The organism is Nesterenkonia aethiopica, from assembly GCF_039534665.1.
Classification (GTDB): domain Bacteria; phylum Actinomycetota; class Actinomycetes; order Actinomycetales; family Micrococcaceae; genus Nesterenkonia; species Nesterenkonia aethiopica.
On the sequence record NZ_BAAAVT010000024.1, the window covers coordinates 1 to 22,498 of the forward strand.

At 71.1% G+C, this 22,498-nt stretch carries 19 protein-coding genes and 1 rRNA gene; 10 read left to right on the forward strand and 10 right to left on the reverse strand.

Annotated features, from left to right (window positions below; translation table 11 throughout):
• From rrf to ABD658_RS14295, 9 genes are all read left to right on the forward strand, one after another.
• Positions 1-90, forward strand: a 5S ribosomal RNA gene (gene rrf / locus ABD658_RS14255); the annotation flags it as partial.
• A 129-nt stretch (positions 91-219) separates the two neighbouring features.
• Entirely contained in the window at positions 220-1,089 is an 870-nt protein-coding gene (locus ABD658_RS14260) for a tetratricopeptide repeat protein (RefSeq protein WP_344683209.1), read from the forward strand.
• Complete coding sequence (locus tag ABD658_RS14265; protein ID WP_344683207.1) at positions 1,086-1,901, forward strand: HAD-IIA family hydrolase; 816 nt, start codon at positions 1,086-1,088, stop codon at positions 1,899-1,901. Before ABD658_RS14260 ends, ABD658_RS14265 begins: the two co-directional genes overlap by 4 nt.
• The gene (locus ABD658_RS14270) at positions 1,898-2,047 is read left to right on the forward strand and encodes a hypothetical protein (protein WP_344683205.1); all 150 of its coding nucleotides are present in this window, start codon (positions 1,898-1,900) and stop codon (positions 2,045-2,047) included. Before ABD658_RS14265 ends, ABD658_RS14270 begins: the two co-directional genes overlap by 4 nt.
• Before the next feature lie 23 nt (positions 2,048-2,070).
• Positions 2,071-2,874, forward strand: coding sequence for a TlyA family RNA methyltransferase (locus tag ABD658_RS14275; RefSeq protein ID WP_344683203.1), 804 nt, complete (start codon positions 2,071-2,073; stop codon positions 2,872-2,874).
• A 67-nt stretch (positions 2,875-2,941) separates the two neighbouring features.
• Complete coding sequence (locus tag ABD658_RS14280) at positions 2,942-3,967, forward strand: NAD kinase (protein ID WP_344683201.1); 1,026 nt, start codon at positions 2,942-2,944, stop codon at positions 3,965-3,967.
• The gene (gene recN / locus ABD658_RS14285; protein WP_344683199.1) at positions 3,964-5,730 is read left to right on the forward strand and encodes a DNA repair protein RecN; all 1,767 of its coding nucleotides are present in this window, start codon (positions 3,964-3,966) and stop codon (positions 5,728-5,730) included. The genes ABD658_RS14280 and recN overlap by 4 nt, the downstream gene beginning before the upstream one ends.
• Positions 5,731-5,822: 92 nt before the next feature.
• Positions 5,823-7,517 (forward strand): CTP synthase, encoded by a 1,695-nt coding sequence (gene pyrG, locus ABD658_RS14290; protein WP_344744880.1) that lies wholly within the window; start codon positions 5,823-5,825, stop codon positions 7,515-7,517.
• 19 nt (positions 7,518-7,536) lie between these two features.
• Positions 7,537-8,574 (forward strand): site-specific tyrosine recombinase XerD, encoded by a 1,038-nt coding sequence (locus ABD658_RS14295; protein WP_344683195.1) that lies wholly within the window; start codon positions 7,537-7,539, stop codon positions 8,572-8,574.
• 16 nt (positions 8,575-8,590) lie between these two features.
• Here the strand turns inward: ABD658_RS14295 and hutI are convergent, their stop codons facing one another.
• From hutI to ABD658_RS14325, 6 genes are all read right to left on the reverse strand, one after another.
• The gene (gene hutI / locus ABD658_RS14300) at positions 8,591-9,769 is read right to left on the reverse strand and encodes an imidazolonepropionase (RefSeq protein ID WP_344683193.1); all 1,179 of its coding nucleotides are present in this window, start codon (positions 9,767-9,769) and stop codon (positions 8,591-8,593) included.
• Positions 9,766-11,025, reverse strand: coding sequence for a formimidoylglutamate deiminase (locus ABD658_RS14305; RefSeq protein ID WP_344683191.1), 1,260 nt, complete (start codon positions 11,023-11,025; stop codon positions 9,766-9,768). The genes hutI and ABD658_RS14305 overlap by 4 nt, the downstream gene beginning before the upstream one ends.
• Complete coding sequence (locus ABD658_RS14310; RefSeq protein ID WP_311024918.1) at positions 11,022-12,308, reverse strand: allantoate amidohydrolase; 1,287 nt, start codon at positions 12,306-12,308, stop codon at positions 11,022-11,024. The genes ABD658_RS14305 and ABD658_RS14310 overlap by 4 nt, the downstream gene beginning before the upstream one ends.
• On the reverse strand, positions 12,305-13,657 hold the full coding sequence (locus ABD658_RS14315) for a YjiH family protein (protein ID WP_344683186.1): 1,353 nt from the start codon (positions 13,655-13,657) through the stop codon (positions 12,305-12,307). Before ABD658_RS14315 ends, ABD658_RS14310 begins: the two co-directional genes overlap by 4 nt.
• A 16-nt stretch (positions 13,658-13,673) precedes the next feature.
• Complete coding sequence (gene hutU, locus ABD658_RS14320; protein WP_344683184.1) at positions 13,674-15,422, reverse strand: urocanate hydratase; 1,749 nt, start codon at positions 15,420-15,422, stop codon at positions 13,674-13,676.
• Positions 15,423-15,509: 87 nt separating this feature from the next.
• Positions 15,510-16,205: an IclR family transcriptional regulator gene (locus tag ABD658_RS14325; RefSeq protein ID WP_344683182.1), complete on the reverse strand. Its 696-nt coding sequence runs from the start codon at positions 16,203-16,205 to the stop codon at positions 15,510-15,512.
• Positions 16,206-16,317: 112 nt separating this feature from the next.
• On the opposite strand from ABD658_RS14325, the gene hutH reads away from it, so the two are divergent.
• A complete protein-coding gene (gene hutH, locus ABD658_RS14330) occupies positions 16,318-17,925 on the forward strand; it encodes a histidine ammonia-lyase (RefSeq protein WP_344744870.1) in 1,608 nt (535 codons plus the stop codon).
• 77 nt (positions 17,926-18,002) lie between these two features.
• Here the strand turns inward: hutH and ABD658_RS14335 are convergent, their stop codons facing one another.
• The 4 genes from ABD658_RS14335 to ABD658_RS14350 are packed head-to-tail and all read right to left on the reverse strand — an operon-like array spanning position 18,003 to position 22,342.
• Positions 18,003-19,151, reverse strand: a complete 1,149-nt coding sequence (locus ABD658_RS14335) for a bifunctional 2-methylcitrate synthase/citrate synthase (RefSeq protein ID WP_344683180.1) — start codon at positions 19,149-19,151, stop codon at positions 18,003-18,005.
• Positions 19,152-19,191: 40 nt separating this feature from the next.
• Positions 19,192-20,118: a methylisocitrate lyase gene (gene prpB / locus ABD658_RS14340; protein WP_344683178.1), complete on the reverse strand. Its 927-nt coding sequence runs from the start codon at positions 20,116-20,118 to the stop codon at positions 19,192-19,194.
• Between the two features lies 1 nt (position 20,119).
• Positions 20,120-21,637, reverse strand: a complete 1,518-nt coding sequence (locus ABD658_RS14345) for an MmgE/PrpD family protein (RefSeq protein ID WP_344683176.1) — start codon at positions 21,635-21,637, stop codon at positions 20,120-20,122.
• 30 nt (positions 21,638-21,667) lie between these two features.
• Positions 21,668-22,342: a GntR family transcriptional regulator gene (locus ABD658_RS14350; RefSeq protein WP_344683174.1), complete on the reverse strand. Its 675-nt coding sequence runs from the start codon at positions 22,340-22,342 to the stop codon at positions 21,668-21,670.
• Positions 22,343-22,498 lie beyond the last annotated feature (156 nt).

Here is a 22,498-nt window from a genome sequence, read left to right on the forward strand (position 1 = left end):
CCCGGTCCCATCCCGAACCCGGAAGCTAAGACCCACAGCGCCGATGGTACTGCACACGGGAGTGTGTGGGAGAGTAGGTCACCGCCGGACACCACTTAGGACGAGAGCCGGGTTGAAGGATCACCGTTGATTCTTCGACCCGGCTCTTGTTGCGTCTGCCCTCAGCGCTGACAGGCGCTCACTCCCGTCATCCTTCGGCACGGAAGGTATCCTGGATCAGTGAACTCTCGATATGACGACCGTCGCGGCCCGCGTCGCAGCCGCCCTGACCGTCCCGAGGAGCGTAGCGCCGGTGCCTCCCGTTCCAGGGGAGACCTGCGCCGCTCCAACCGTGAGGACCGTTCGCGGTCACCGGAGATCGATGAGGACGTCACCGGCAAGGAGCTGGACCGGGAGGCGGCCTCCCAGCTGGGCACGCTCAATGACACCAACCGCACCTGGGTGGCCAAGCATCTCGTGATGGCCGGACGCCTCATCGACGTGGACCCGGCATTGGCCCAGCAGCACGCGTTGGCGGCGTCGCGGCGCGGCGGCCGACTCGCCGTCGTGCGCGAGGCTGTGGCGCTGACCGCCTACGCGGCGGGCGACTTCTCCGAGGCGCTGCGTGAGTTGCGCACCTACCGGCGGATCAGCGGCGACCAGACCCACCTCCCGGTCCAAGCGGACTGCGAACGCGGGCTCGGTCGACCGCAGAAGGCTGTGGAGCTGGGGGAGAGCCCCGAGGCCCAGCGACTCACCGGTGCGGTCCGCGCGGAGCTGGCCATCGTCGTCGCCGGGGCCCACACAGATCTGGGCGACCACGCCTCAGCCGTGACCGCGCTTGAAGTCCCCGAGCTGCAGCGCGATCGCGCGTTCAGCTTCTCACCCCGTCTCTTCACCGTCTACGCCGATGCCCTGGAGGCTGTCGGCCGCGGCGAGGAGGCGGAGCAGTGGCGCCGCCAGGCATTCGTCGCGGAGAGGGCCCTCGGCGCAGGCGCCTTCGAGTCTCCGGAGATCATGGACTTCGACGACGAACCTGCAGAGCTGCCCAAGGTCAAGGACGTGATGGGCGGTGCCCCCAGGCCTCGAGCGGGTGAGGACCAGGGATGACGCGCGCCGTGATCGACCACCATGATGGCGTCCTCTTCGACCTCGACGGCGTCCTCTATGCGGGTGCCGGAGCCGTGGACGGAGCGGTCGAAGCTCTGGCCGAGCTGCGGCGTCGGGAGATCCCGTGCGCGTTCGTCACCAACAACGCCTCCCGTTCGGCAGAGGAGGTCGCCGGCCATCTCACTGATCTCGGCATGCCCGCCTCCCCCCACGAGGTCTTCGGTTCGGCTCCTGCCGGAGTGAGCCTGATGGCACGGGAGATCCCGCGGGGCGCCCGGGTGCTGGTGACCGGGAGTCGGTATCTGCGTCAGCTGGTCGAAGACGGAGGGTTCCAGGTCGTGGACTCCGCCGCCGACCGGCCTGCCGCCGTCATCCAGGGCTTCGACCCCCAGCTGCGCTGGATCGACCTGGCAGAGGCCGCCTATGCGGTCAACGACGGCGCCCGCTGGTTCGCCACCAACTGTGACCTGACCATTCCGCGGGAGCACGGCATCGCACCGGGGAACGGCGCGCTGATAGAAGCAGTCGGCCGTGCCACCGGGACCATCCCGACCGCCGCGGGCAAGCCGGAGCCCGTGATGTTCGTGCAGGCCGCCCAGGCTCTCGGTCTGCAGGCCCCTCTGGTCATCGGCGATCGGCTGGACACCGACATCCTCGGCGGCAACCGGGCGAGATTCACCACCGCCCTGGTGCTGACCGGCATCGACACCCGGGAATCGGTCGGGGCGGCCGAAGCCGCCAGCCGTCCGGACCACATCCTCGAGACCCTCGCCGACCTCTTCGCCGAAGACCTCGCAGGAGCCACCGCATGACCGAGCAGCACCCGGAGCCGGCAAGCCCCCACCAGGGGGAGTCGGTGACCGACATGGAGATCGACGAGCTCGACGCCCACATCACCGAGGCCGAGCACCTGCACCGGCGGCTGTCGGAGCGCCTCGAGGCCACGGGGCGGCACTGAGCTTCGATGGACGGTGACGCCCCATGAGCTCCGAGCGACTGGACCGAGCTCTCGTCTCCCGCGGCCTGGCGACGAGCCGCAGCCGGGCCGGGCAGCTCGTCCGTGCCGGTTCCGTGCGCGTGGACGGGCGCGCAGTGTCCAAGGCGGCGACGACGGTGCGTACCTCCCAGCGAGTGGAGGTCACCGAGGATGACCCCTGGGTGAGCCGGGCGGCTCATAAGCTGCTCGGGGCTCTCACCGCCTGTCCGGAGATCGCTGTGCAGGGGCGTCGATGCCTGGACGCCGGAGCCTCCACCGGCGGATTCACCCAGGTGCTGCTGGCGCAGGGAGCCCGGCGGGTGGTCGCCGTCGATGTCGGCCATGACCAGCTGGCGCCCGCACTGCGGGAGGATCCCCGTGTGGAGAACCATGAGGGTCTGAATCTGCGTGGCCTGAGCGCTGGGCAGCTCGGCGAACCCTTCGACCTCATCGTCGCGGACCTGTCCTTCATCTCCCTGCGGCTGGTCATGGCCCCACTGGCCGGACAGGCTCGTGCCGGGGCCGATCTGCTGCTGATGGTCAAGCCCCAGTTCGAAGTGGGCCGCGAGAGAATCGCCCGCACCGGCGTGGTCACCAGCCCGGAGCTGCGCCGGGAGGCGGTGACCGCCGTCGTCGGCTCGGCCGAGGAGCACGGACTGCACCTGCTCTCCGCCCACCGGTCCCAGCTGCCCGGACAGGACGGCAACCTCGAGTTCTTCCTGCACCTGAGACGCTCCGAGACGTCGACCGGGGCCAGCAGCGGCCCGGCGAGTGCCGCTAGGCTGGACCAGGTCGACTACCGCGACTGACCGGCACCGGCCTGGGACCGGGTGGCACGGACCAGCACCACGGCGAACGAACTCTGGAGGAGGCCCTATGACGGAGGCGCACGGAAGCCGGGAGATCCTCGTGCTCGCCCACACCGGTCGCCACGACGCCGTCGACGCCGCCGCCGCGGTGGCGGAGCGTCTCCATCAGGCAGGACTCACCCCCGTCATGCTCGAGCGGGACATCGCCTCGCTGGGACACGTCGTCGGAGACCGGCTGCGGGACGTCCCGATCGCCGTCGCCGACACCGATGTGCCGCTGTCGCGCTGCGAGGTCGGCATGGTCCTGGGCGGCGACGGCTCTATCCTGAGGGCCGCCGAGCTCGTCCGCGGCGCGGACCTGCCGCTGATGGGCATCAACCTGGGTCATGTCGGGTTCCTCGCCGAATCCGAGCGCACCGAGCTCGACGCCTCCGTCCAGTGGGTGGTCGAGCAGGACTACACCGTCGAGCGTCGCATGGCGATCGATGTGCAGGTCTGGCAGTCCGGCGACCATATCGGCAGCACCTGGGCGCTGAACGAGGCCAGCGTGGAGAAGCACGCGCGGGAACGCATGGTGGACCTGGTCGTAGAAGTCGACGGCCGCCCCATCTCCGCCTTCGGATGCGATGGCGTCGTGATGGCCACCCCGACCGGCTCCACCGCCTACGCCTTCTCCGCGGGCGGCCCCGTGGTCTGGCCCGAGGTGGAGGCCCTGGTGATGGTCCCGATCTCCGCCCATGCCCTGTTCGCCCGGCCGCTCGTCGTCGCACCGGACTCCGTGCTGGCCGTCGAGGTCCTGCAGCGCGAGGAGGAGCAGGGGGTGCTCTGGTGCGACGGACGCCGCGCCACCGAGCTGCCGGCCGGCTCCCGTGTCGAGGTGACCCGATCCGCCGAGCCCGTCCTGCTCGCCCGGGTCAAGCAGACACCGTTCTCCGAGCGGCTCGTGGACAAGTTCAACCTGCCCACCTCCGGTTGGAGGGGACCCGTGGATGCGGCGAACACCGTCCAGGGCCCGGACCACCCCACCGATCACCCCATGGGGGGAGAGATGACCACAGGAGCCCGACACCTCGAGGAGGGACCCACCTCGTGATCGACCACGTCACCATCACCGACCTCGGCGTCATCGAACGCGCCGAACTCGAGCTCCACCCCGGCCTGAACGTGGTGACGGGCGAGACCGGCGCCGGCAAGACGATGGTCGTCACGGCCCTGGGGCTGCTCCTGGGCGCCCGGGCGGAGGCCGCTGCTGTGCGCAGCGGCGCGCTGCGCGCCGCCGTCGACGCCGAGCTGCAGGTGCAGGCGGACCATCGGGCCGTGGAGCTTGCGCGTGAGGCCGGCGCGTGGTTCGACGACGAGGAGGCCGCCGAGGCGCCGACGACGCCGGACGCCACGCCGAGGTCCACGCTTCTGCTGGGGCGCGCGGTCAGCGCCAAGGGCCGGAGCCGGGCCAGCGTCTCCGGGCGCAGCGTGCCGGTCTCCCTGCTCGGCGAGATCGGCTCATCTCTGGTCACCGTCCACGGGCAGACCGACCAGCTCCGCCTGAAGTCCGCCGCCGCCCAGCGCCGGGCGCTGGACAGCTACGCCGGCGAGGAGTTCGCCGCACTGGCCCGCGACTACCGGGCCCGCTACGAGGCCTACCAGGCCCGCCGGGCAGAGCTGGAGGAGATCACCACCCACGAGCGGGAACGTCGGCTGGAGGCCGAGCAGCTGCAGCAGGCGCTCGAACAGATCGATGAGGTGGACCCTCAGCCGGGGGAGGACGACCGGCTCAAGGCCGAGTCCCTGAAGCTGGAGAACGTCGAGGGGCTGCGTGAGGCGGCCCGGTCCGCGCAGCAGGCGCTCGCCGGCCCGGACGCGGCGGAGGCCGTCGGAGACGCCCCGCACGCCGTCGAGCTGGTCGAAGCGGCCTCGACCGCGCTGGGCCCCGTGCAGGACCAGGATGAGGAACTGGCCGCGATCGCTGAGCAGATCAGCTCGGTCTCGGGACTGCTCAACGACGCCGCCTCCCAGCTGGGCATCTATGCCGCCGGACTCGACGAATCGGGCCCCGAGCGCCTGGCGGAGGTGCACCAGCGACGAGCCGACCTCGACCGCCTGGTGCGGCTGTACGGCCCCGACGTCGACGCGGTCCTGGCTTGGGCCGAGGAGTCCCGGCGACGCCTGGGGACCCTGCAGTCAGACACCGACCGCCTCGAGACGCTCTCTGCGGAGATCGAGCGTCTCGAGGAGGGACTGCGTACCGACGCCGCCGAGCTGCGACGCCGCCGCGCCGAGGCCGGGCGTCGTCTGGCCGAGGCGGTCGGAGAGGAGCTCGCCGCCCTGGCGATGCCGCATGCGCGCATGGTCGTGGAGGTCACCGAGACCGAGGAGCTGGGCCCTCATGGGGCGGACGCCGTGACCATGCTGCTGGCTCCGCACGCCGGCGCGGACCCTCTGCCGTTGGGCAAGGGCGCCTCCGGAGGTGAGCTCTCCCGCGTGATGCTCGCCCTCGAAGTGGTGCTGGCGGCCCACGATTCGGCCGGCACTTTCATCTTCGACGAGGTCGACGCCGGGGTCGGCGGCAAGGCCGCGGTGCAGATCGGACGTCGCCTCGCGATGCTGGCCCGCCATGTGCAGGTCATCGTCGTCACCCATCTGCCGCAGGTCGCCGCCTTCGCCCAGCATCATGTGCGGGTCTTCAAGTCCTCGGTGGAGGACGGCTCCGGGAGCGGCGGGTTCACCGCCACCGACGTCCGGACCCTCGACGAACAGGAGCGGGTCAGCGAGCTGGCCCGCATGCTCGCGGGCCAGGAGGACTCCGACTCCGCCCGTGCCCACGCCCGCGAGCTGCTCGAGGCGGCCTCCGGAGTCTGAGGTCTCCGCTCGCGCACCCGGAGCTGGGAGGAGGCGAGTGGCCGACGTCGCACCTGCCGGTGCCGCGGCGGGGTACTGCCGGTGGACCGGTGCTGATAGTCTTGAACTCCGTGGTGCATCGAAACAGTTCTCGGAACCAGTCCAGTCCCCAGACCCCCCGTCAGATCTTCGTGACCGGTGGCGTCGTCTCCTCTCTCGGCAAGGGGCTCACCGCCTCCTCCCTGGGGCATCTGCTCCGGGCCCGCGGCCTCTCGGTCGTCATGCAGAAGCTCGATCCGTACCTGAACGTGGACCCGGGCACGATGAACCCCTTCCAGCACGGCGAGGTCTTCGTCACCGAAGACGGCGCCGAGACGGATCTGGACATCGGCCACTACGAGCGCTTCCTGGATGAGAACCTCGACGGCCTGAACAACGTCACCACCGGGCAGATCTACTCCTCGGTGATCGAGCGTGAGCGTCGCGGCGACTACCTCGGCGACACCGTACAGGTGATCCCGCACATCACCGATGAGATCAAGCGTCGCATGCGTCTGCCCGCCGAGGTCGACGGCGAGCGGGACGTCCCGGACGTGATCATCACCGAGATCGGCGGCACGGTCGGTGACATCGAGTCCCAGCCGTTCCTGGAGGCGGCCCGTCAGGTGCGACAGGACGTCGGCCGGGAGAACGTCTTCTTCCTGCACGTCTCCCTGGTGCCCTACATCGGGCCCAGCCAGGAGCTCAAGACCAAGCCCACCCAGCACTCGGTGGCCGCGCTGCGCAGCCTGGGCATCCAACCCGACGGCATCGTGCTGCGCTCGGCCGGGGAGCTTCCCCAGGACGTGCGGGGCAAGATCTCCCGGATGTGCGACGTCGACGAGGACGCCGTCATCAACTGTCCCGACGCGCCCAGCATCTACGACATCCCCCGGATCCTCCACAAGCAGGCCATCGACGCCTACGTGGTGCAGAAGCTGGACCTGAAGTTCAAGGATGTCGACTGGTCCAAGTGGAACCGCCTGCTGGACGTCGTCCACCACCCCGACCACGAGGTCGAGGTCGCGCTGGTCGGCAAGTACATCGATCTGCCGGACGCCTACCTGTCGGTCACCGAGGCGCTGCGCGCCGGAGGCTTCGCCCACCGGGCCATGACCAAGATCCGCTGGGTGGCCTCGGACCTGTGTGCCTCCGAGGAGGGCGCGGCCAAGGCGCTGGAGGGAGTGGACGCGATCTGCGTGCCCGGCGGGTTCGGAGTCCGCGGCCTCGACGGCAAGATCGGGGCCTTCCGGCACGCCCGGGAGCACGGCATCCCCGCCCTGGGGCTGTGCCTGGGCCTGCAGACCATGGTCATGGAGTACGCGCGCAACGTGGTGGGCATGACGGAGGCGAACTCCACCGAGTTCGACCCGGACACCGCCTACCCGGTGATCGCGACCATGGCCGAGCAGAAGGACATCGTCTCCGGCGACGGCGACTTGGGCGGCACCATGCGGCTGGGCGCCTACGACGCCGTCCTCGCCGAGGACAGCGTGGTGGCCGAGACCTACGGCGCCACGGCGATCTCCGAGCGTCACCGCCACCGCTACGAGGTGAACAACGCCTACCGTGAGCAGCTGGCCGAGGCGGGACTGGTGTTCTCCGGCACCTCCCCAGACGGCCGTCTGGTCGAGTTCGTGGAACTGCCCCGGGACCAGCACCCCTACTACGTCTCCACGCAGGCGCATCCGGAGCTGAAGTCCCGTCCCACCGACGCCCACCCGCTGTTCGCCGGTCTGATCAAGGCCGGCCTGGACCGTCGCGCCTGATCCGGCGCCCGCCGCCACGGTGGAGGACCAGGAGCTCCGGCGCCGCCATCGCCGCCTGCGCGAGGCGGTGCCGGAGAGCCCGGTGGGGCGAGAGATCCAGGACTACCTGACCCACCTGCGCATCGAGCGCGGCTCGGCGGCGAACACCCTGGCTTCCTACCGCCGGGACCTGCTGCGATACGGAGCTCACCTGCTGGAGCAGGGGATCACCGCGCCCCACCAGGTGGGGGAGGACACCGTCGCCTCCTACCTGCGTGCGCTCAGCACCGGCGACGACGGCGGCGCTCCGCTGGCGGCGAGCTCCATGGCCCGGGCGCTGGCCTCGGTGCGGGGTCTGCACAGGTGGTGGGCCGCGGAGGGGCGCACCGCCGGGGACCCGGCGGCGCAGGTTGCCGCCCCGAAGCCGCGGCAGTCTCTGCCCAAGGCACTGACCATCGACCAGGTGCGCCGTCTGCTGGAGGCTCCGGACACGAGCACGCCGCTCGGACTGCGGGACAGGGCCCTGCTGGAGTTCCTCTACGCCACCGGCACCCGCATCACCGAAGCCGTCAGCCTCGACGTGGACGACCTGGTGGAGCTCCGGGACTCTGCTCACCAGGACTCTGAGCACCGGTCCCAGGACGGGCTCGTCGTGGTCCGGGTCACCGGCAAGGGCGACAAGCAGCGGATCGTGCCGGTCGGCAGCTTCGCCCAGCGGGCGCTGGCCGACTATCTGACCGCGGGACGTCCCGCGCTGGCCGCGGCGGTGAGCCGATCCTCCACGCGCCGGCCCGGCTCGCCGGGCCTGTTCCTCAACCAGCGGGGCGGCCGGCTCTCCCGCCAGTCCGCCTGGACCGTGCTGCAGCAGCACGCCCGGGCGGCGGGCCTGGAGACCGACGTCTCACCCCACACGTTGCGGCACTCCTGCGCGACCCACATGCTGGAGGGCGGTGCCGGCATCCGCCTGGTCCAGGAGATGCTGGGCCACGCCTCGGTGACCACCACGCAGATCTACACCAAGGTCACCGCGGAGGCGCTGCAGGAGAGCTACGTCTCCGCCCACCCTCGGGCCCTGTGAGCGCCCGCCGGACGGCTCAGACCTCGCGGCGGCCGTCCTTGAACACCGCATGGGTCAGCGGCATCCCCGGCCGGTAGGCCAGATGGATCGCCGCCGGCGCGTCCAGCACGTGCAGGTCGGCCCGCTTGCCGACCTCCACGGACCCGACCTCGTCCTCGACCCGCAGGGCACGTGCCCCGCCCATGGTCGCCGCTCGGAGCGCCTCCTTCAGGGTGAGCTCCATCTGCAGCACGGCGGTGGCGACGCAGAAGCCCATTGCCGTGGTGTAGCTGGTGCCCGGGTTGCAGTTCGAGGCGAGAGCAACTTCTGCGCCGGCATCAAGGAGCCGGCGCCCCGGCGCCAGAGGCTGCCGGGTGGAGAGGTCACAGGCCGGCAGGCAGGTCGCCACCGTCTCGGAGTCGGCCAGAGCCGCCACGTCGGCGTCGTCGAGGTGGTTGACGTGGTCCACGCTGGCGGCACCCATCTCCACGGCCAGCTTCACCCCAGGGCCCGGGCCGAGCTGATTCCCGTGCACGCGCAGTCCCAGACCGGCGTCGCGGCAAGCCTGCAGCACACGCCGCGAGGCGTCGACGTCGAAGGCTCCACGCTCGCAGAACACGTCGGCCCACTGCACATGCTCGGCCACCGCCTCCAGCATGGGTCCGCACACCAGGTCCAGGTACTCGTCCGCATCCGCCCCCGGCGGGACCAAGTGCGCGCCCAGGAAGGTCACGACGTCGGCGGCCTGCTCGGCCAGCCGGGCGTGCCGCTGCTCCTCCTCGACGCTCAGGCCGTAGCCGGTCTTGGTCTCCAGGAAGGTGGTGCCTCCGCGGCGGGCGTCGCCCACGCGCGCGGCCAGCAGGGACGCCAGGACGGCGTCGTCGGTCTCGCGAGTCGCGGACATGGTGACCCCGATGCCTCCGGCGGAGTACTGTTGGCCGGCCATACGGGCCTCGAACTCCGCGCCCCGGTCGCCGGCGAAGACCAGATGCGTGTGCGAGTCGACCCAGCCGGGCAGCACCGCCCGGCCCTCCGCATCGTAGGAGGTGTCGGCGGCGGGCGCCTGGGCGGAGGGCCCGATCCAGGCGATCCGGCCGTCGTCGATCACGACGGCGGCGTCGTGGAGGACCCGGTGCTCCGTGTCGACTGTGGTGAGCTCACCGATTCCGGTGATCACCGTGCTGGCAGGTGAGGTGCTGGCATGGGTGCGCGTCATCGGAAGCTCCTCAGCTCGGGGTGGTCGGCGAACAGGGCCCGGTAGAGATCTGCCGGGTCGCCGAGCTTCATGTGGTGGCCTTCGCGGGCGATCTCGGTGCCGGCCACGCGGACCGAGAGCACATCGGCGGCTGTGGCGGTCAGCGGGCTCTGGGCCGGGTCACCGCCGGCGGTGCGGACGGAGGCGGCGTCGAGGAGCACGGCGTCCTCGGTCTCGGCGACGCTCAGCAGCCCCAGGCTGCGGCGCCCGGCGCCGGTGGCCGCCTCCACCAGCTGGCTCGGGCTGAACCGTCCCCGCTGGCCGCTGCGCAGCCGTTCACCATGCTCCAGCGCCCGCATCTCCAGCAGGGGGTCCACCACGGCGTGCTGGTCCGAGCCCAGGGCGATGACCGCCCCGGCATCGGCGAGCTCGTGGGCCGGGCCGATCCCGTCGCCCAGGTCGGCTTCGGTGGTCGGACACATCACCACCGTGGCGGCGGCGTCGCCCAGCAGCGCGATGTCCTCGTCGCTGAGATGCGTGGCGTGGACGGCGGACAGGCGGGGGCCGAGCAGGCCGTGCTCCTGCAGCAGCCGGGTGGGGCTCATCCCGTGCTCGGCCTCCACGGCGGCGTTCTCCGCCGGCTGCTCGGAGAGGTGGATGTGCAGCGGCACCTCAGGGTGCTCGGAGGCCCACTCGGAGAGCTCGGCGAGCTGGTCGGCGTCGACGGCGCGCAGGGAGTGGATGGCGGCTCCGAGAGTGATGAGTCCGGAGCCGCAGTCCTCCTGGACCAGCGCGTCGTGCAGCCGCTCCCAGCGGGCCGCCCAGCCCGCCACGCCGTCGTCGGCGTACCGCTGCTGCACGGGGCTCAGCGCCAGCGGCTCCCCGGCCGGGGAGAGGCCGCCGCGCAGGTAGCAGGTGTCCAACAGGACCAGCCGGATCCCGGCCCGCCGGGCGGCACGGGCCAGGGCCCGCTCCATGGCGTGCTCGCCCTCGGCGTCCGCACCACCATAGGGGGTCCCGTCCGGCCGGTGGTGCAGGTAGTGGAACTCGCCGACGGCGGTCCAGCCCGAGGCGGCCATCTCGGCGTAGACGGCGGTGGCCAGCTGCTCCATGGTCTGCGGGGTCAGCGCCTCGGCGGAGCGGTACATCTCCTCCCGCCACCGCCAGAAGTCGCCGGGCGCGCCGTGCGGACCCGCGTGGGTGCGCCCGCGCAGCAGCCGGTGGAACGCGTGGGAATGGGCATTGACCAGCCCGGGCAGCGTGTGGGTGGCGCTCACAGCAGATCCTCCAGGGCGTCGGCCAGGGCGTGGACTCCCAGCACGGCGTCGTCGTCCTCCACATGCTCCTCCGGGGCGTGGCTGACGCCGCTGGGGTTGCGCACGTAGATCATGCCGGTGGGCACCTTCGCGGCGAGCACGCCGGCGTCATGGCCCGCGCCGGTGGGCAGCAGAGGAGCGGCGGGCGCGGTGCGGCGCACCGCCTCGGTGAGGGAGGCCGCGAGCTGCGGGTCGAAGTGCACGGTGCCGGAGAGCGACTCCTCGGTCAGCTCGGCCGTGCAGCCCTCGCTGAGGGCCGCCTGCTGGGCGTGGCGCCAGATGTCCTCCACCAGGGCGGCGGTGACCTCGTCCTCCGGGTGGCGGACGTCCAGCCAGAGGTCCACGCGGGATGCGATGACGTTGGTGCCGCCCGGAACAGGCTCGACCCGCCCCACCGTCGCCCGCGCCTCGGGCTGCACCCGGGCCAGGCGTCGTACGTCGATCACGGTCTCCGCGGCGGCGACCATCGGGTCGCAGCGATCGGACATCAGCGTGGTGCCGGCGTGGTTGCCCTGGCCGTGGAAGCTGATCCGCCAGCGTCCGTGGCCCAGGATGGTCGAACCCACGGCGATCGCCGGCGCCCCGGCGCTGAGGTGCTCATCGGTGTTGAGTCCTCGGCCCTGCTCCACATGCAGCTCGACGAACTGTCCGATCCGGGCGAGTGCGGCCGGGTCGGGGCCGATGTGGGCGGGGTCCAGGCCCTCGGCGCGGGCGGCCTCCGCGAAGGTGATGCCCGCGGCGTCGCGCAGCCCCAGGGCCCGCTCCACCGGAATGGTCCCGGCCAGCAGACGGGACCCCAGGCAGGCCACGCCGAAGCGGGAGCCTTCCTCCTCGGGGAAGACGGCCACGGCGAGCGGCCGGCGGCGGTCCAGGGCTCCGGCGGCCTCCCGGGCCTGCAGCACGTCCACGGCGGCCAGGGCGGAGGCGACCCCGAGCGGGCCGTCGTAGGCCCCGCCGCCCGGCACGGAGTCCAGGTGGGAGCCGGTGACCAGGGCACCCTGCCGGGAGGCCTCCAAGGAGGTGACGCGGCGTCCGGCGGGCAGATCCCACCACGCCCAGAGGATGCCGTTGCGGTCCTCCTCGGTGTCCAGCCCGCGGCTGTGGGCCTCCTGGAGGAACCAGCTGCGCAGGTCCTTCTCCGCGGGGGACCAGACGGGGCGGCTGTACCCGCCGCGCCGCGGGTCGGTGCCGACGTCGGCGATGGCGGCCATCAGGGAGGTGACGGCGGATGCGGTCTCAGTCATGTGACTCCTAGGATCAGTGCGGCCAGGGGAGTGGCGAAGAGCAGGGTGAGCAGGACCCGCTGCGCCCAGATGACCACGAGGTGCCAGATCTTCACGGGGATCTCGGTGGCCAGGATGGACGGTACCAGGGCGGAGAAGAAGATCACCCCGGAGATGCAGACGACGCCGATGACCAGGCGCAGCAGCTCGGACTCGTGTCCCGCCACCAGCGTGGCCGGCAGGAACATCTCCGCGATGCCCAGGGCCGAGGCGGTGGCGGCCAACTGCGGGTCAGGCAGCTGCAGCGCCCAGGTCAGCGGGAGGAACAGATATCCCAGCCAGTCGAACAGGGGTGTGAAGGTGGCCAGCAGCAGCCCGATGAGCCCGATGGACATGATCGAGGGCAGGATCTGCATGGCCATCAGCAGACCGTCCAGGAAGCTGCGGGACATGTTCCTCACCACCGGGGGCGCGGCTTGGAGGGCCTCGCCGGAGGCGGACCAGGCGGCGCGCATCCGGTGCTGGGTGATGCGCTCCTCCGGCTGCGGCTCGACGCCGGGGAAGTGGTCGTCGGGGATGCGGCTCAACGGAGGGATCCGCACCACGATCACCGTGACTGCGTAGGTGACCACCAGAGTCAGGAAGAAGTACCACAGCCACAGGTGCATCAGGTCCAGGGTGTGGGCGACCACCACCATGAAGGTGGCCGAGACCGTGGAGAAGCCGGTGGCGATGATCGCGGCCTCGCGTCCCGTGTACTGCCCGGAGGTGTAGACCCGGTTGGTGATCAGCAGACCCAGCGAGTAGCTGCCCACGAAGGACGCGACGGCGTCGATCGCCGACCGGCCGGGAGTGCGCCACAGCGGGCGCATCACCGGCTGCATGAGCACGCCCAGGTACTCCATGAGGCCGTAGCCGACCAGCAGGGCCAGGAAGATCGCTCCCACCGGCACCAGCAGCCCCACCGGGATCACCAGCGCCTCGTAGAGGAACGGACCCAGCTCCGGGGCGAAGAGGACGTCCGGGCCGACCCCGCTGACGATCATGACACTGGTGGTCAGGCCGACGACGTTCAGCAGGGCGAAGACGGTGCGGGCCGGGGAGCGGCGCCACCGGCCGGTGACGAAGGGACGGACGGTGCCGGCCAGGATGATCGCCAGCGCGACATAGGCGGCCGCGCCGCCGAGTGCCTCACGCAGCGCGGTGACCAGGTGGTCCAGCGGGATCGTCGTCGACTCGCCGATCGTGACCGGCACGAAGAACATGACGACGCCGACCGCGCTGTAGAGGAAGAACCGCCAGCGGCCCCGCGGGCGGGAGGACGTCTGGTTCCCGTCCGCAGGGGCGCTGGAGTGGTCTCGGGGGTCCACGGTGCGGTGCTCCGGATCAGCGGTTCTCGTGCATCGGGATGCGCACACCGCGCTCCTCGGCGACCTCGACGGCGCGGTCGTAGCCGGCGTCGACGTGGCGGATGACGCCCATGCCGGGATCGTTGGTGAGCAGCCGCTCGAGCTTCTGGGCGGCCAGCTCGGTGCCGTCGGCCAGCGAGACCTGCCCGGCGTGGATGGAGCGGCCCATGCCGACCCCGCCGCCGTGGTGCAGCGAGACCCAGGAGGCTCCCGAGCCGGTGGCGGTCAGGGCGTTGAGCAGCGGCCAGTCGGCGATCGCGTCGGAGCCGTCGGCCATGGCCTCGGTCTCCCGGTAGGGGGAGGCCACCGATCCGGAGTCCAGGTGGTCGCGTCCGATGACGATCGGCGCGGACACCTTGCCCTCGGCGACGAGCCGGTTGAACAGCAGGCCTGCCTGGTGGCGCTCGCCGTAGCCGAGCCAGCAGATGCGGGCCGGCAGTCCTTCGAACTCGACGCGCTCGGCGGCGGCGTCCAGCCAGCGGTGGAGGTGCTCCTTCTCCGGGAACAGCTCCTTCAGCGCCTCATCGGTGACGCGGATGTCCTCCGGGTCGCCGGAGAGCGCGACCCAGCGGAACGGGCCGAGGCCCTCGCAGAACAGCGGGCGGATGTAGGCCGGCACGAAGCCGGGGAACTCGAAGGCCCGGTCGTAGCCGCCCTGACGGGCCTCGTCACGGATCGAGTTGCCGTAGTCGAAGACCTCGGCACCGGCGTCCTGGAACTCCACCATGGCCTGGACATGGGCCGCCATCGAGGCCTGGGCCTTGGCGGTGAACCCGGCCGGATCGGCCTGGGCCGCGGCCTCCCAGTCCTCCATGGTGTGCTCGACCGGCAGGTAGGACAGCGGGTCGTGGGCGCTGGTCTGGTCGGTGACGATGTCGACGGTGAACTCACCGGCACGGTGCCGCTCCAGCAGGGCGGGGAACACCTCGGCGGCGTTGCCCACATAGCCGACCGAGAGGCCCCGGCCCTCGGCCTTGGCGGCCAGCACCTTCTCCAGGGCGCGGTCCAGGTCCAGCTCCACCTCGTCGAGGTAGCGCTTGGCGGCCCGGCGGCGCAGGCGGGTCTCGTTCACGTCGACGATCAGGCACGCCCCGTCGTTGAGGGTCACCGCCAGCGGCTGGGCGCCGCCCATCCCCCCGCATCCTCCGGTGAGGGTCAGGGTGCCGGCCAGCGTGCCGCCGAAGCGCTTCGTGGCCACCGCGGCGAAGGTCTCGTACGTTCCCTGCAGGATGCCCTGGGTGCCGATGTAGATCCAGGACCCGGCCGTCATCTGGCCGTACATCATCAGGCCCTCGGCGTCGAGCTTGCGGAACTGCTCCCAGGTGGCCCAGTCGCCGACCAGGTTCGAGTTGGCGATCAGGACACGGGGCGCCCACTCGTGGGTCCGGAAGACGCCGACCGGCTTGCCCGACTGCACCAGCAGGGTCTCGTCGTCCTCGAGGTCCTTCAGCGTCGCGACGATGGCGTCGTAGGACTCCCAGTCGCGGGCGGCGCGTCCGGTGCCGCCGTAGACCACCAGGTCCTCGGGATGCTCGGCGACCTCGGGGTCGAGGTTGTTCATCAGCATCCGCAGCGGGGCCTCCGTCTGCCAGCTCTTGGCCGTCAGCTCGGTGCCGCGCGGTGCGCGGATGCTGCGGGACGGGTCGTGGCGGGTGTGGGCGGCCGGCCGGGCGGAGTCAGCGGCGGTGCCGGTGGCGTGCGTGGTGTCAGTGGTGTGAGTGGTCATCGGTGATCCTCGGTGGTCGGTGACGGCGGGTGTCAGCGGGTGTCAGCGGTCGGTGGTTCGGGTCTGGGCGGCTCGGGTCTGGGCGGCTCAGGAATCGGCGGTCTCGACGGCGTGCAGGATGCTGCGGGCCTCCTCGGCCAGCAGCCGCCCGCAGGCGGTCACGGTGGTCTCATCCATCCGGTAGGAGGGGGCGACCACGGAGAGAGCCGCCACGATGCGGCCCTCCTCGTCGGCGGCGGGCACGCGGACCGGGGCCGCGATCGCCGTGACGTCGGATTCGACGACGTCGCCGGCGACGACGTAGCCGGCCTCCGGTCCGGCGTCAGGGACGTCGCCGCGCAGGGCGGCGCCGACGGCCGTACCCTCCAGCGGGACGGTCCGTCCGACCCAGGAGGTGTGGCGGATGGAGTGCGTGCCCTCCTCCATGGCCAGGTAGATCCCATGCTCGCCGCGGGTGCCCTGCAGGTGAGGCACGCTCAGGTAGCAGGACTCGCCGGTGGCCTCCACGAGCCGACGCAGCGGCGCCTCGGCCAGGGAGACCAGGGATTCCGCACTCAGCGCCTGGGCGCCGAGCTGGACGATGCGCAGTCCGGGGCGGTAGACGCCGTCGTCGTCGCGGCGGACGAAGCCGGCGCCCTCCAGGGTGCGCAGCAGGCGCAGCGCGGTGGAGGAGTTGAGCTCGGTGCGCCGAGCCGCGTCCGCAAGGGACACGTCGCCGGCGTCGCAGACGGCGGCGAGCAGGTCCAGGGCGCGGCTGACGGTGCGTGTCGACGGTTCGGCCACGATGCTCTCCTTCTCCGGCCCGCAGGTGGTGGGCCTTGCCAAGACGGCGTGATTGCGTTTCACTTATTGAAACGCGATTTTCATCAGATGGCAACACCTGGAGGTTCGGATCATGACGTCAGCGTCGACGACACAAGCAGACGGAGCACAGCACGCCCCCGAGCACACGGTCACCATGGGCACGGGCCCGCTGCGGCAGGAGGAGGTGCTGGCCGTCGCCCGACACGGTGCCCCGGTGGTACTCAGCGAGCAGGCCGAGGAGGCCATGAGGCTCTCCCGCGCGGTGATCGACACGCTGGCCGAGGATCCGCTGCCGCACTACGGAGTCTCCACCGGCTTCGGCGCGCTCGCGGTCAAGCAGATCCCGCCGGAGCGCCGCCGGCAGCTGCAGCGTTCCTTGGTGCGTTCCCATGCCGCCTCCTCGGGGGCAGCCGTGGACCGCGAGGTCGTGCGTGCGCTGATGCTCAACCGGCTGGCCACCATGACCACCGGCCGCACCGGCGTCCGCCCGGAGGTCGCTCGGTGCTATGCCGCGCTGCTCAACGCCGGGATCACACCTGTGGTCGGCGAGTACGGCTCACTGGGCTGCTCGGGCGACCTCGCGCCGCTGTCGCACTGTGCTCTGGCCGTGATGGGGGAGGGCGAGGTCTTCGACGCCGACGGCGTGCGACGTCCGGCCGGCGAAGCGCTGGCCGCAGCCGGGATCGAGCCGATCGAGCTGCAGGAGAAGGAGGGCCTGGCGCTGATCAACGGCACCGACGGCATGCTGGGCATGCTGCTCATGGCAGCCGCCGATCTGCGGAGACTGGTGCGCACCGCAGACATCGCCACGGCGATGACCATCGAGGCCCTGCGCGGCACCGACTCCGTCTTCGCCGAGGACCTCCACGCCCTGCGCCCGCAGCCGGGGCAGGCCGATGCCGCCTCGAACCTGCGGCGCCTGCTCGCGGATTCGAACCTCATCGCCGAGACCCGAGGCGGCGAGCACCGTCACACCCGGGTTCAGGACGCCTACTCGCTGCGCTGCGCGCCCCAGGTCCACGGCGCGGTACGCTCCACACTCGCCCACGCCGAAGCCGTGGCGGGCTATGAGTTGGCCTCCGCCATCGACAACCCTGTGGTCACGGTGGACGGCCGTGTGGAGTCCAACGGCAACTTCCACGGAGCCCCGGTGGGGTACGTCCTGGACTTCCTGGCCATCGCCGTGGCGGACTGCGCCTCGATGTCGGAGCGGCGCACCGACCGGATGCTGGACTCCTCCCGCAGCCACGGCCTCAACGCCTTCCTCGCCCACGACCCCGGTGTGGACTCCGGGCACATGATCGCCCAGTACACGCAGGCCGGCATCGTCTCCGAGCTCAAGCGGCTCGCCGTACCGGCCTCGGCGGACTCCATCCCCAGCTCGGCGATGCAGGAGGACCACGTCTCGATGGGCTGGGCGGCCGGGCTGAAGCTGCGCCGCGCCGTCGACGGGATCATCCGGGTGCTGGCGGTGGAGATCCTCACCGCGGCCCGTGCCCTCGATATGCGCGACGGCGGAGTGGACCAGGCCCGCACCGCGCCGGCGATCACCGCGGTGCGTCGGGTCGTGCGCACCCGGGTCGCAGGCCCGGACACCGATCGGTACCTGGCCCCGGAGATCGATGAGGTGGTTGACCTGGTCCGCGACGGCGACATCCTGGCCGCCGCAGACCAGGCGCTGGGCTCCCCGCTGCGCTGATCAGGGGAAGGCAGGCGTCGACCTCGCCTGGCCTGCCCGCCGACCCCATTCGTCTCACCGACCCGCTGGGCGGAGCCTCACAGGCTCCGCTCAGCGGGCCCGTTGTAGGCGCTCAGCGGGCGGATCAGCGCATTGGAGGCTCGCTGCTCCATGATGTGGGACGTCCAGCCGGTGATGCGGGAGGCGATGAACAGCGGCGTGAACATCTCGGTGTCGAAGCCCATGAGGTGGTAGGTGGGGCCCGCCGGGTAGTCGAGGTTGGGCTTGATGCCCTTGGCCTCGTCCATTGCGGCCTCGAGCCCGTCATAGAGGCCCATCAGCTCACCGCGGCCGTAGTGCGCGACCATGGCGTCCAGGGCCGTCTTCATGGTGGGGACCCGCGAGTCGCCGTTCTTGTACACGCGGTGGCCGAAGCCCATGACCTTGCGCTTCTCGGCGAGCGCCTGCTCCATCCAGGCTTTCGCGCGCACCGCGGCGTCGGCCCGCGTCTCCGCGGTGTCGATGCCGATCTCCTCGAAGGTGTGCATCACGGCCTCGTTGGCTCCCCCGTGCAGGGGGCCCTTGAGGGCGCCGATCGCCGCGGTGACCGCCGAATGCAGGTCCGCCAGGGTGGAGGTGACCACCCGGGCGGTGAAGGTGGAGGCGTTGAAGGAGTGCTCGGCATAGAGCACCATCGAGACCCGGAACGCGTCGACCACCTCGGGTGCCTGCTCCTGTCCGAAGGTCATCCACAGGAAGTTCTGGGAGTAGTCCAGGTCGTCACGCGGCTCCACGGCGGCCAGACCCCGCCGGCGGCGCTGGTCATAGGCGACCACTGCGGGGAACGCCGCGAAGAGCGCCTTGGCCTTGGCCAGCTCCACCTCGGGGGAGGAGTCCTCGGCCTGCGGGTGGCGGGCCCCCAGCACCGAGACCGCGGTGCGGCCCACGTCCATCGGGTGACAGTCGGTGGGCAGCAGGTCGACGGCGGCCTTGACCTGGGGATCCAGGGCGCGGTGCGAACGTTCGAAGCTGAGGAACTCGTCCCGTTCAGCTTCCGTGGGCAGCTCGCCGGTCCACAGCAGCAGGGCCACCTCCTCGAAGGAGAGCTGGGCGGCCAGCTGCTGGACGGGGTACCCGCGGTAGAGCAGCGAGTTGGTCTCCGGGTTGACCTTGGAGATGGCGGTGTGGTCGGCGACCACGCCTGCCAGTCCCTTGCGGATCTGCTCGGCGTCGTGGTTCTCGGACATCGGTGACCTCCTCAGGTCAGTGGTGGGTCCCACTCAGTGGTCAGTGGTCGGTGCCGCTCGGGGAGTGTACGTCCGGCACCTCGAAGTTGAAGATGCCGGTGTCGAAGGTGTTGTACGCCTCGTAGTCGACCAGCTCGTAGAGCCGGGCGCGGGTCATCATCTCCGCCACTGCGGGCTCCTGGGTGCCGTGGGCGGTCAGCGTGTCCAGGGTGCGTTCGATCGCGCCCATCGCCGCGCGCAGCGAGGTGACGGGGTAGATGATCATCGCCACGCCGGCGTCGGCGAGCTGCTGCCGGGTGAACAGCGCGGACTTGCCGAACTCGGTCATGTTGGCCAGCACCGGGACGTCGACGGCGGCACAGACGGCCTCGAATTCACTGAGGTCCTTCATCGCCTCGGGGAAGATGGCGTCGGCTCCGGCGTCGATCAGCGCCTTGGCACGGTCGATGGCGGCGTCGAGCCCTTCGACCGCGCGCAGGTCGGTGCGCGCCATGATGAGGAAGTCCTCGTCCCGGCGTCCTTGGGCGGCGGCGGCGATCCGGCGGGTGGCGGTCTGCAGATCCACCATGTTCTTGCCGTCCAGGTGGCCGCAGCGTTTCGGGTTGAACTGGTCCTCGATGTGGCAGCCGGCCAGTCCGGCGTCCTCGAGCTCCTGGACGGTGCGGGCCACGTTCATCGGTTCGCCGAACCCGGTGTCGGCGTCGACCAGGGCCGGCAGGTTCGTGGCGCGGGCGATCTGCCCGGCCCGGTGGGCCACTTCGGTGAGCGTGGTCAGCCCGACGTCGGGCAGGCCCAGTTCGTTGGCGAGCACGGCCCCGGAGATGTAGACGCCGTCGAACCCCTTCTCCTCGATCAGCGGGACTGAGAGCGGGGTGAAGGTGCCTGGGAACTGCCGGGCCGCTCCCGGGGTGAGCATCTCGCGCAGGGCACGGCGCTTCTGCTGCGCAGTGGTGGTCGAGTACAGCATCTCAGAGGATCCCCTTCGGCGCGTCGGTGGGGTCGATGACTCCGTCGGCGGCCTGGAGGTTGAGCTGGTGGAGCTCGCCGGCGGGCAGCGATTCGAGTCGCTGGGCGACGTCCAGGAAGCGCTCGATCTCGTCGTCGGCGATGACGCCCGCGGCCAGGGTGCGGAACTTGTCGATGTACTGCTCCCGGGCGAAGGGGCGGGCGCCCAGCGGGTGGGCGTCGGCGACGGCGATCTCATCGGTGATGGTGTGCCCGTCGGTCAGCCGGATCTCCACGGAGCCGCCGAAGGCCTTCTCCGAGATGTCCAGGGAGTGGTAGCGGCGGGTCCACTCCGGGTCCTCCTCCGTGGTGACCTTGTGCCAGAGCGCCACCGTGTCCTCACGGCCTGCGCGCTCGGGGGCATAGGAGTCCACGTGGTGCCAGGCCCCGTCCTGCAGCGCGACGGTGAAGATGTAGGGGATCGAATGGTCCAGCGTCTCGCGAGAGGCGGTGGGGTCGTATTTCTGCGGGTCGTTGGCGCCCGAGCCGATCACGTAGTGGGTGTGGTGGCTGGTGCGGATCAGGATGGACTCGACGGCGTTCGGGTCCGTGGCCTCGGGGTGCTGCTGGTGCAGCTTCCGGGCCAGGTCGATCCAGGCCTGGGCCTGGTACTCGGCCGAGTGTTCCTTCGTGTAGGTGTCGAGGATGGCGCGCTTGGCCTCGCCGGTGGCGGGCAACGGCACCTCGTAGCGGGCCTCCGGACCGTCCAGCATCCAGGCGATGACGCCGTCCTCGCCTTCGTAGATCGGCACCGGCGAGGTCTGACCGCGCATGGCCCGGTCCACGGCCTCGACGGCCATCTTCCCGGCGAAGGCGGGGGCGTGGGCCTTCCAGGTGGAGATCTCGCCCTTGCGGGACTGACGCGTGGCGGTGGTGGTGTGCAGCGCTTGGCCGACGGCCTGGAAGATCGTCTCGGCGTCGAGGCGCAGCAGAGTGCCGATGCCGGCGGCCGCGGAGGGGCCGAGGTGGGCGACGTGGTCGATCTTGTGCTGGTGCAGGCAGATGGCCTTGACCAGGTCCACCTGGATCTCGTAGCCGGTGGCGATGCCGCGGATCAGCTCCGGGCCGGAGCGCCCCGTGTGCTGGGCGACAGCCAGGATGGGCGGGATGTTGTCGCCCGGGTGCGAATAGTCGGCCGCCAGGAACGTGTCGTGATAGTCCAGCTCACGCACGGCGACGCCGTTGGCCCAGGCCGCCCATTCGGGGCTGGTCCGCTCCGTGATGCCGAAGACGGAGGCCCCGGCGCCGTTGGCGGAGACCGGCTGGTCGAGGGCCTGGGAACGGGCGGCGACGATGGGGGCCCGGTTCAACGAGGCGACCGCGACCGAGGCGTTGTCGATGATGCGATTGATCACCATGTCGGTGACCTCCGGATCCACGGACACCGGGTCGACGGCGACCTGCGCGATCTTCCAGGCCAGCTGGCCCTCGCGGGGCAGGTTCTCCTCGCTGCGATAGACGCGCACGCTGTGGGTGATCATGGGCTGACGTTCCTCTCCGATGGGTGGTTCTCAGGTCTGGGGTGAGTCGGCGGGGGACGCGGCCCGGCCGGTGATGTAGGCCAGGCTGCGCCGCAGGTGGATGAGCATGGCGGCCCCGGCGGTGTCGGGGTCGCCGGAGGCGATGGCGGTGCATACGCTCCGGTGTTCGCGGGCGGACTCGGCCAGGCGGGCGGGTTCGTCCCGGGCCAGGCGACGCACTCGTACGAGATGGACGCGCAGACTGCGCAGCATGCCCGTGAGGTAGGGGTTGTCGACTGCCTGCGCGACGGCGTCGTCGAGTTCCTCGGCGAGGTCGTAGTAGCGCGCCTCCTGGTCCTCGGGAACGGCGTCGGCGGCGGAGCTCAGCGCGTCCTCGGCCTGGGCGAACCGCCGGGCCAGTGCGGTGAAGCGCTCCGGGTCGCCGCGTTGGGCCGCCAGCCGAGCGGCCTGCATCTCCAGCGGCAGGCGCAGTTCGAAGAGTAGATCGACGTCGCCCAGGGACACGGAGCTGACCACGGTGCCGCGACCCTGCGCCTGGTCCGCCAGGCCGTCGGCGGTGAGCCGGGACAGCGCCTCCCGCACCGGGGTGCGAGAGACTCCGAGGCGCTCGGACTGCTCGACCTCGCCGAGGACCGTCCCCGGGGCGAGGGCACCGTCGAGGATCTCCTCGCGCAGGCGTCGGTAAGCACGGTCACTGGCACGCATACCGGAAGTGTATACACAGATGGCGGTTCAGGGCGATGATTCACGGTCGATTCGACGATGACGCGCACTTGTGTATACACAGGCCTTCACAAGATGTGATCGGCATCATAGTCTGGCAGGGCACGACGCAGCGCCGGGGCTGGGGACCGAGCAGAA

Excerpts from the sequence above, each read along its gene's own strand:
- ABD658_RS14310 (WP_311024918.1), bottom strand. The coding sequence starts at position 12,308 with ATGACTGAGACCGCATCCGCCGTCACCTCCCTGATGGCCGCCATCGCC.
- ABD658_RS14350 (WP_344683174.1), bottom strand. The coding sequence starts at position 22,342 with ATGCGTGCCAGTGACCGTGCTTACCGACGCCTGCGCGAGGAGATCCTC.
- prpB (WP_344683178.1), bottom strand. The coding sequence starts at position 20,118 with ATGCTGTACTCGACCACCACTGCGCAGCAGAAGCGCCGTGCCCTGCGC.
- ABD658_RS14345 (WP_344683176.1), bottom strand. The coding sequence starts at position 21,637 with ATGATCACCCACAGCGTGCGCGTCTATCGCAGCGAGGAGAACCTGCCC.
- ABD658_RS14270 (WP_344683205.1), top strand. The coding sequence starts at position 1,898 with ATGACCGAGCAGCACCCGGAGCCGGCAAGCCCCCACCAGGGGGAGTCG.
- hutI (WP_344683193.1), bottom strand. The coding sequence starts at position 9,769 with ATGACGCGCACCCATGCCAGCACCTCACCTGCCAGCACGGTGATCACC.
- ABD658_RS14280 (WP_344683201.1), top strand. The coding sequence starts at position 2,942 with ATGACGGAGGCGCACGGAAGCCGGGAGATCCTCGTGCTCGCCCACACC.
- ABD658_RS14265 (WP_344683207.1), top strand. The coding sequence starts at position 1,086 with ATGACGCGCGCCGTGATCGACCACCATGATGGCGTCCTCTTCGACCTC.
- hutU (WP_344683184.1), bottom strand. The coding sequence starts at position 15,422 with ATGACCACTCACACCACTGACACCACGCACGCCACCGGCACCGCCGCT.
- hutH (WP_344744870.1), top strand. The coding sequence starts at position 16,318 with ATGACGTCAGCGTCGACGACACAAGCAGACGGAGCACAGCACGCCCCC.
- ABD658_RS14275 (WP_344683203.1), top strand. The coding sequence starts at position 2,071 with ATGAGCTCCGAGCGACTGGACCGAGCTCTCGTCTCCCGCGGCCTGGCG.
- ABD658_RS14335 (WP_344683180.1), bottom strand. The coding sequence starts at position 19,151 with ATGTCCGAGAACCACGACGCCGAGCAGATCCGCAAGGGACTGGCAGGC.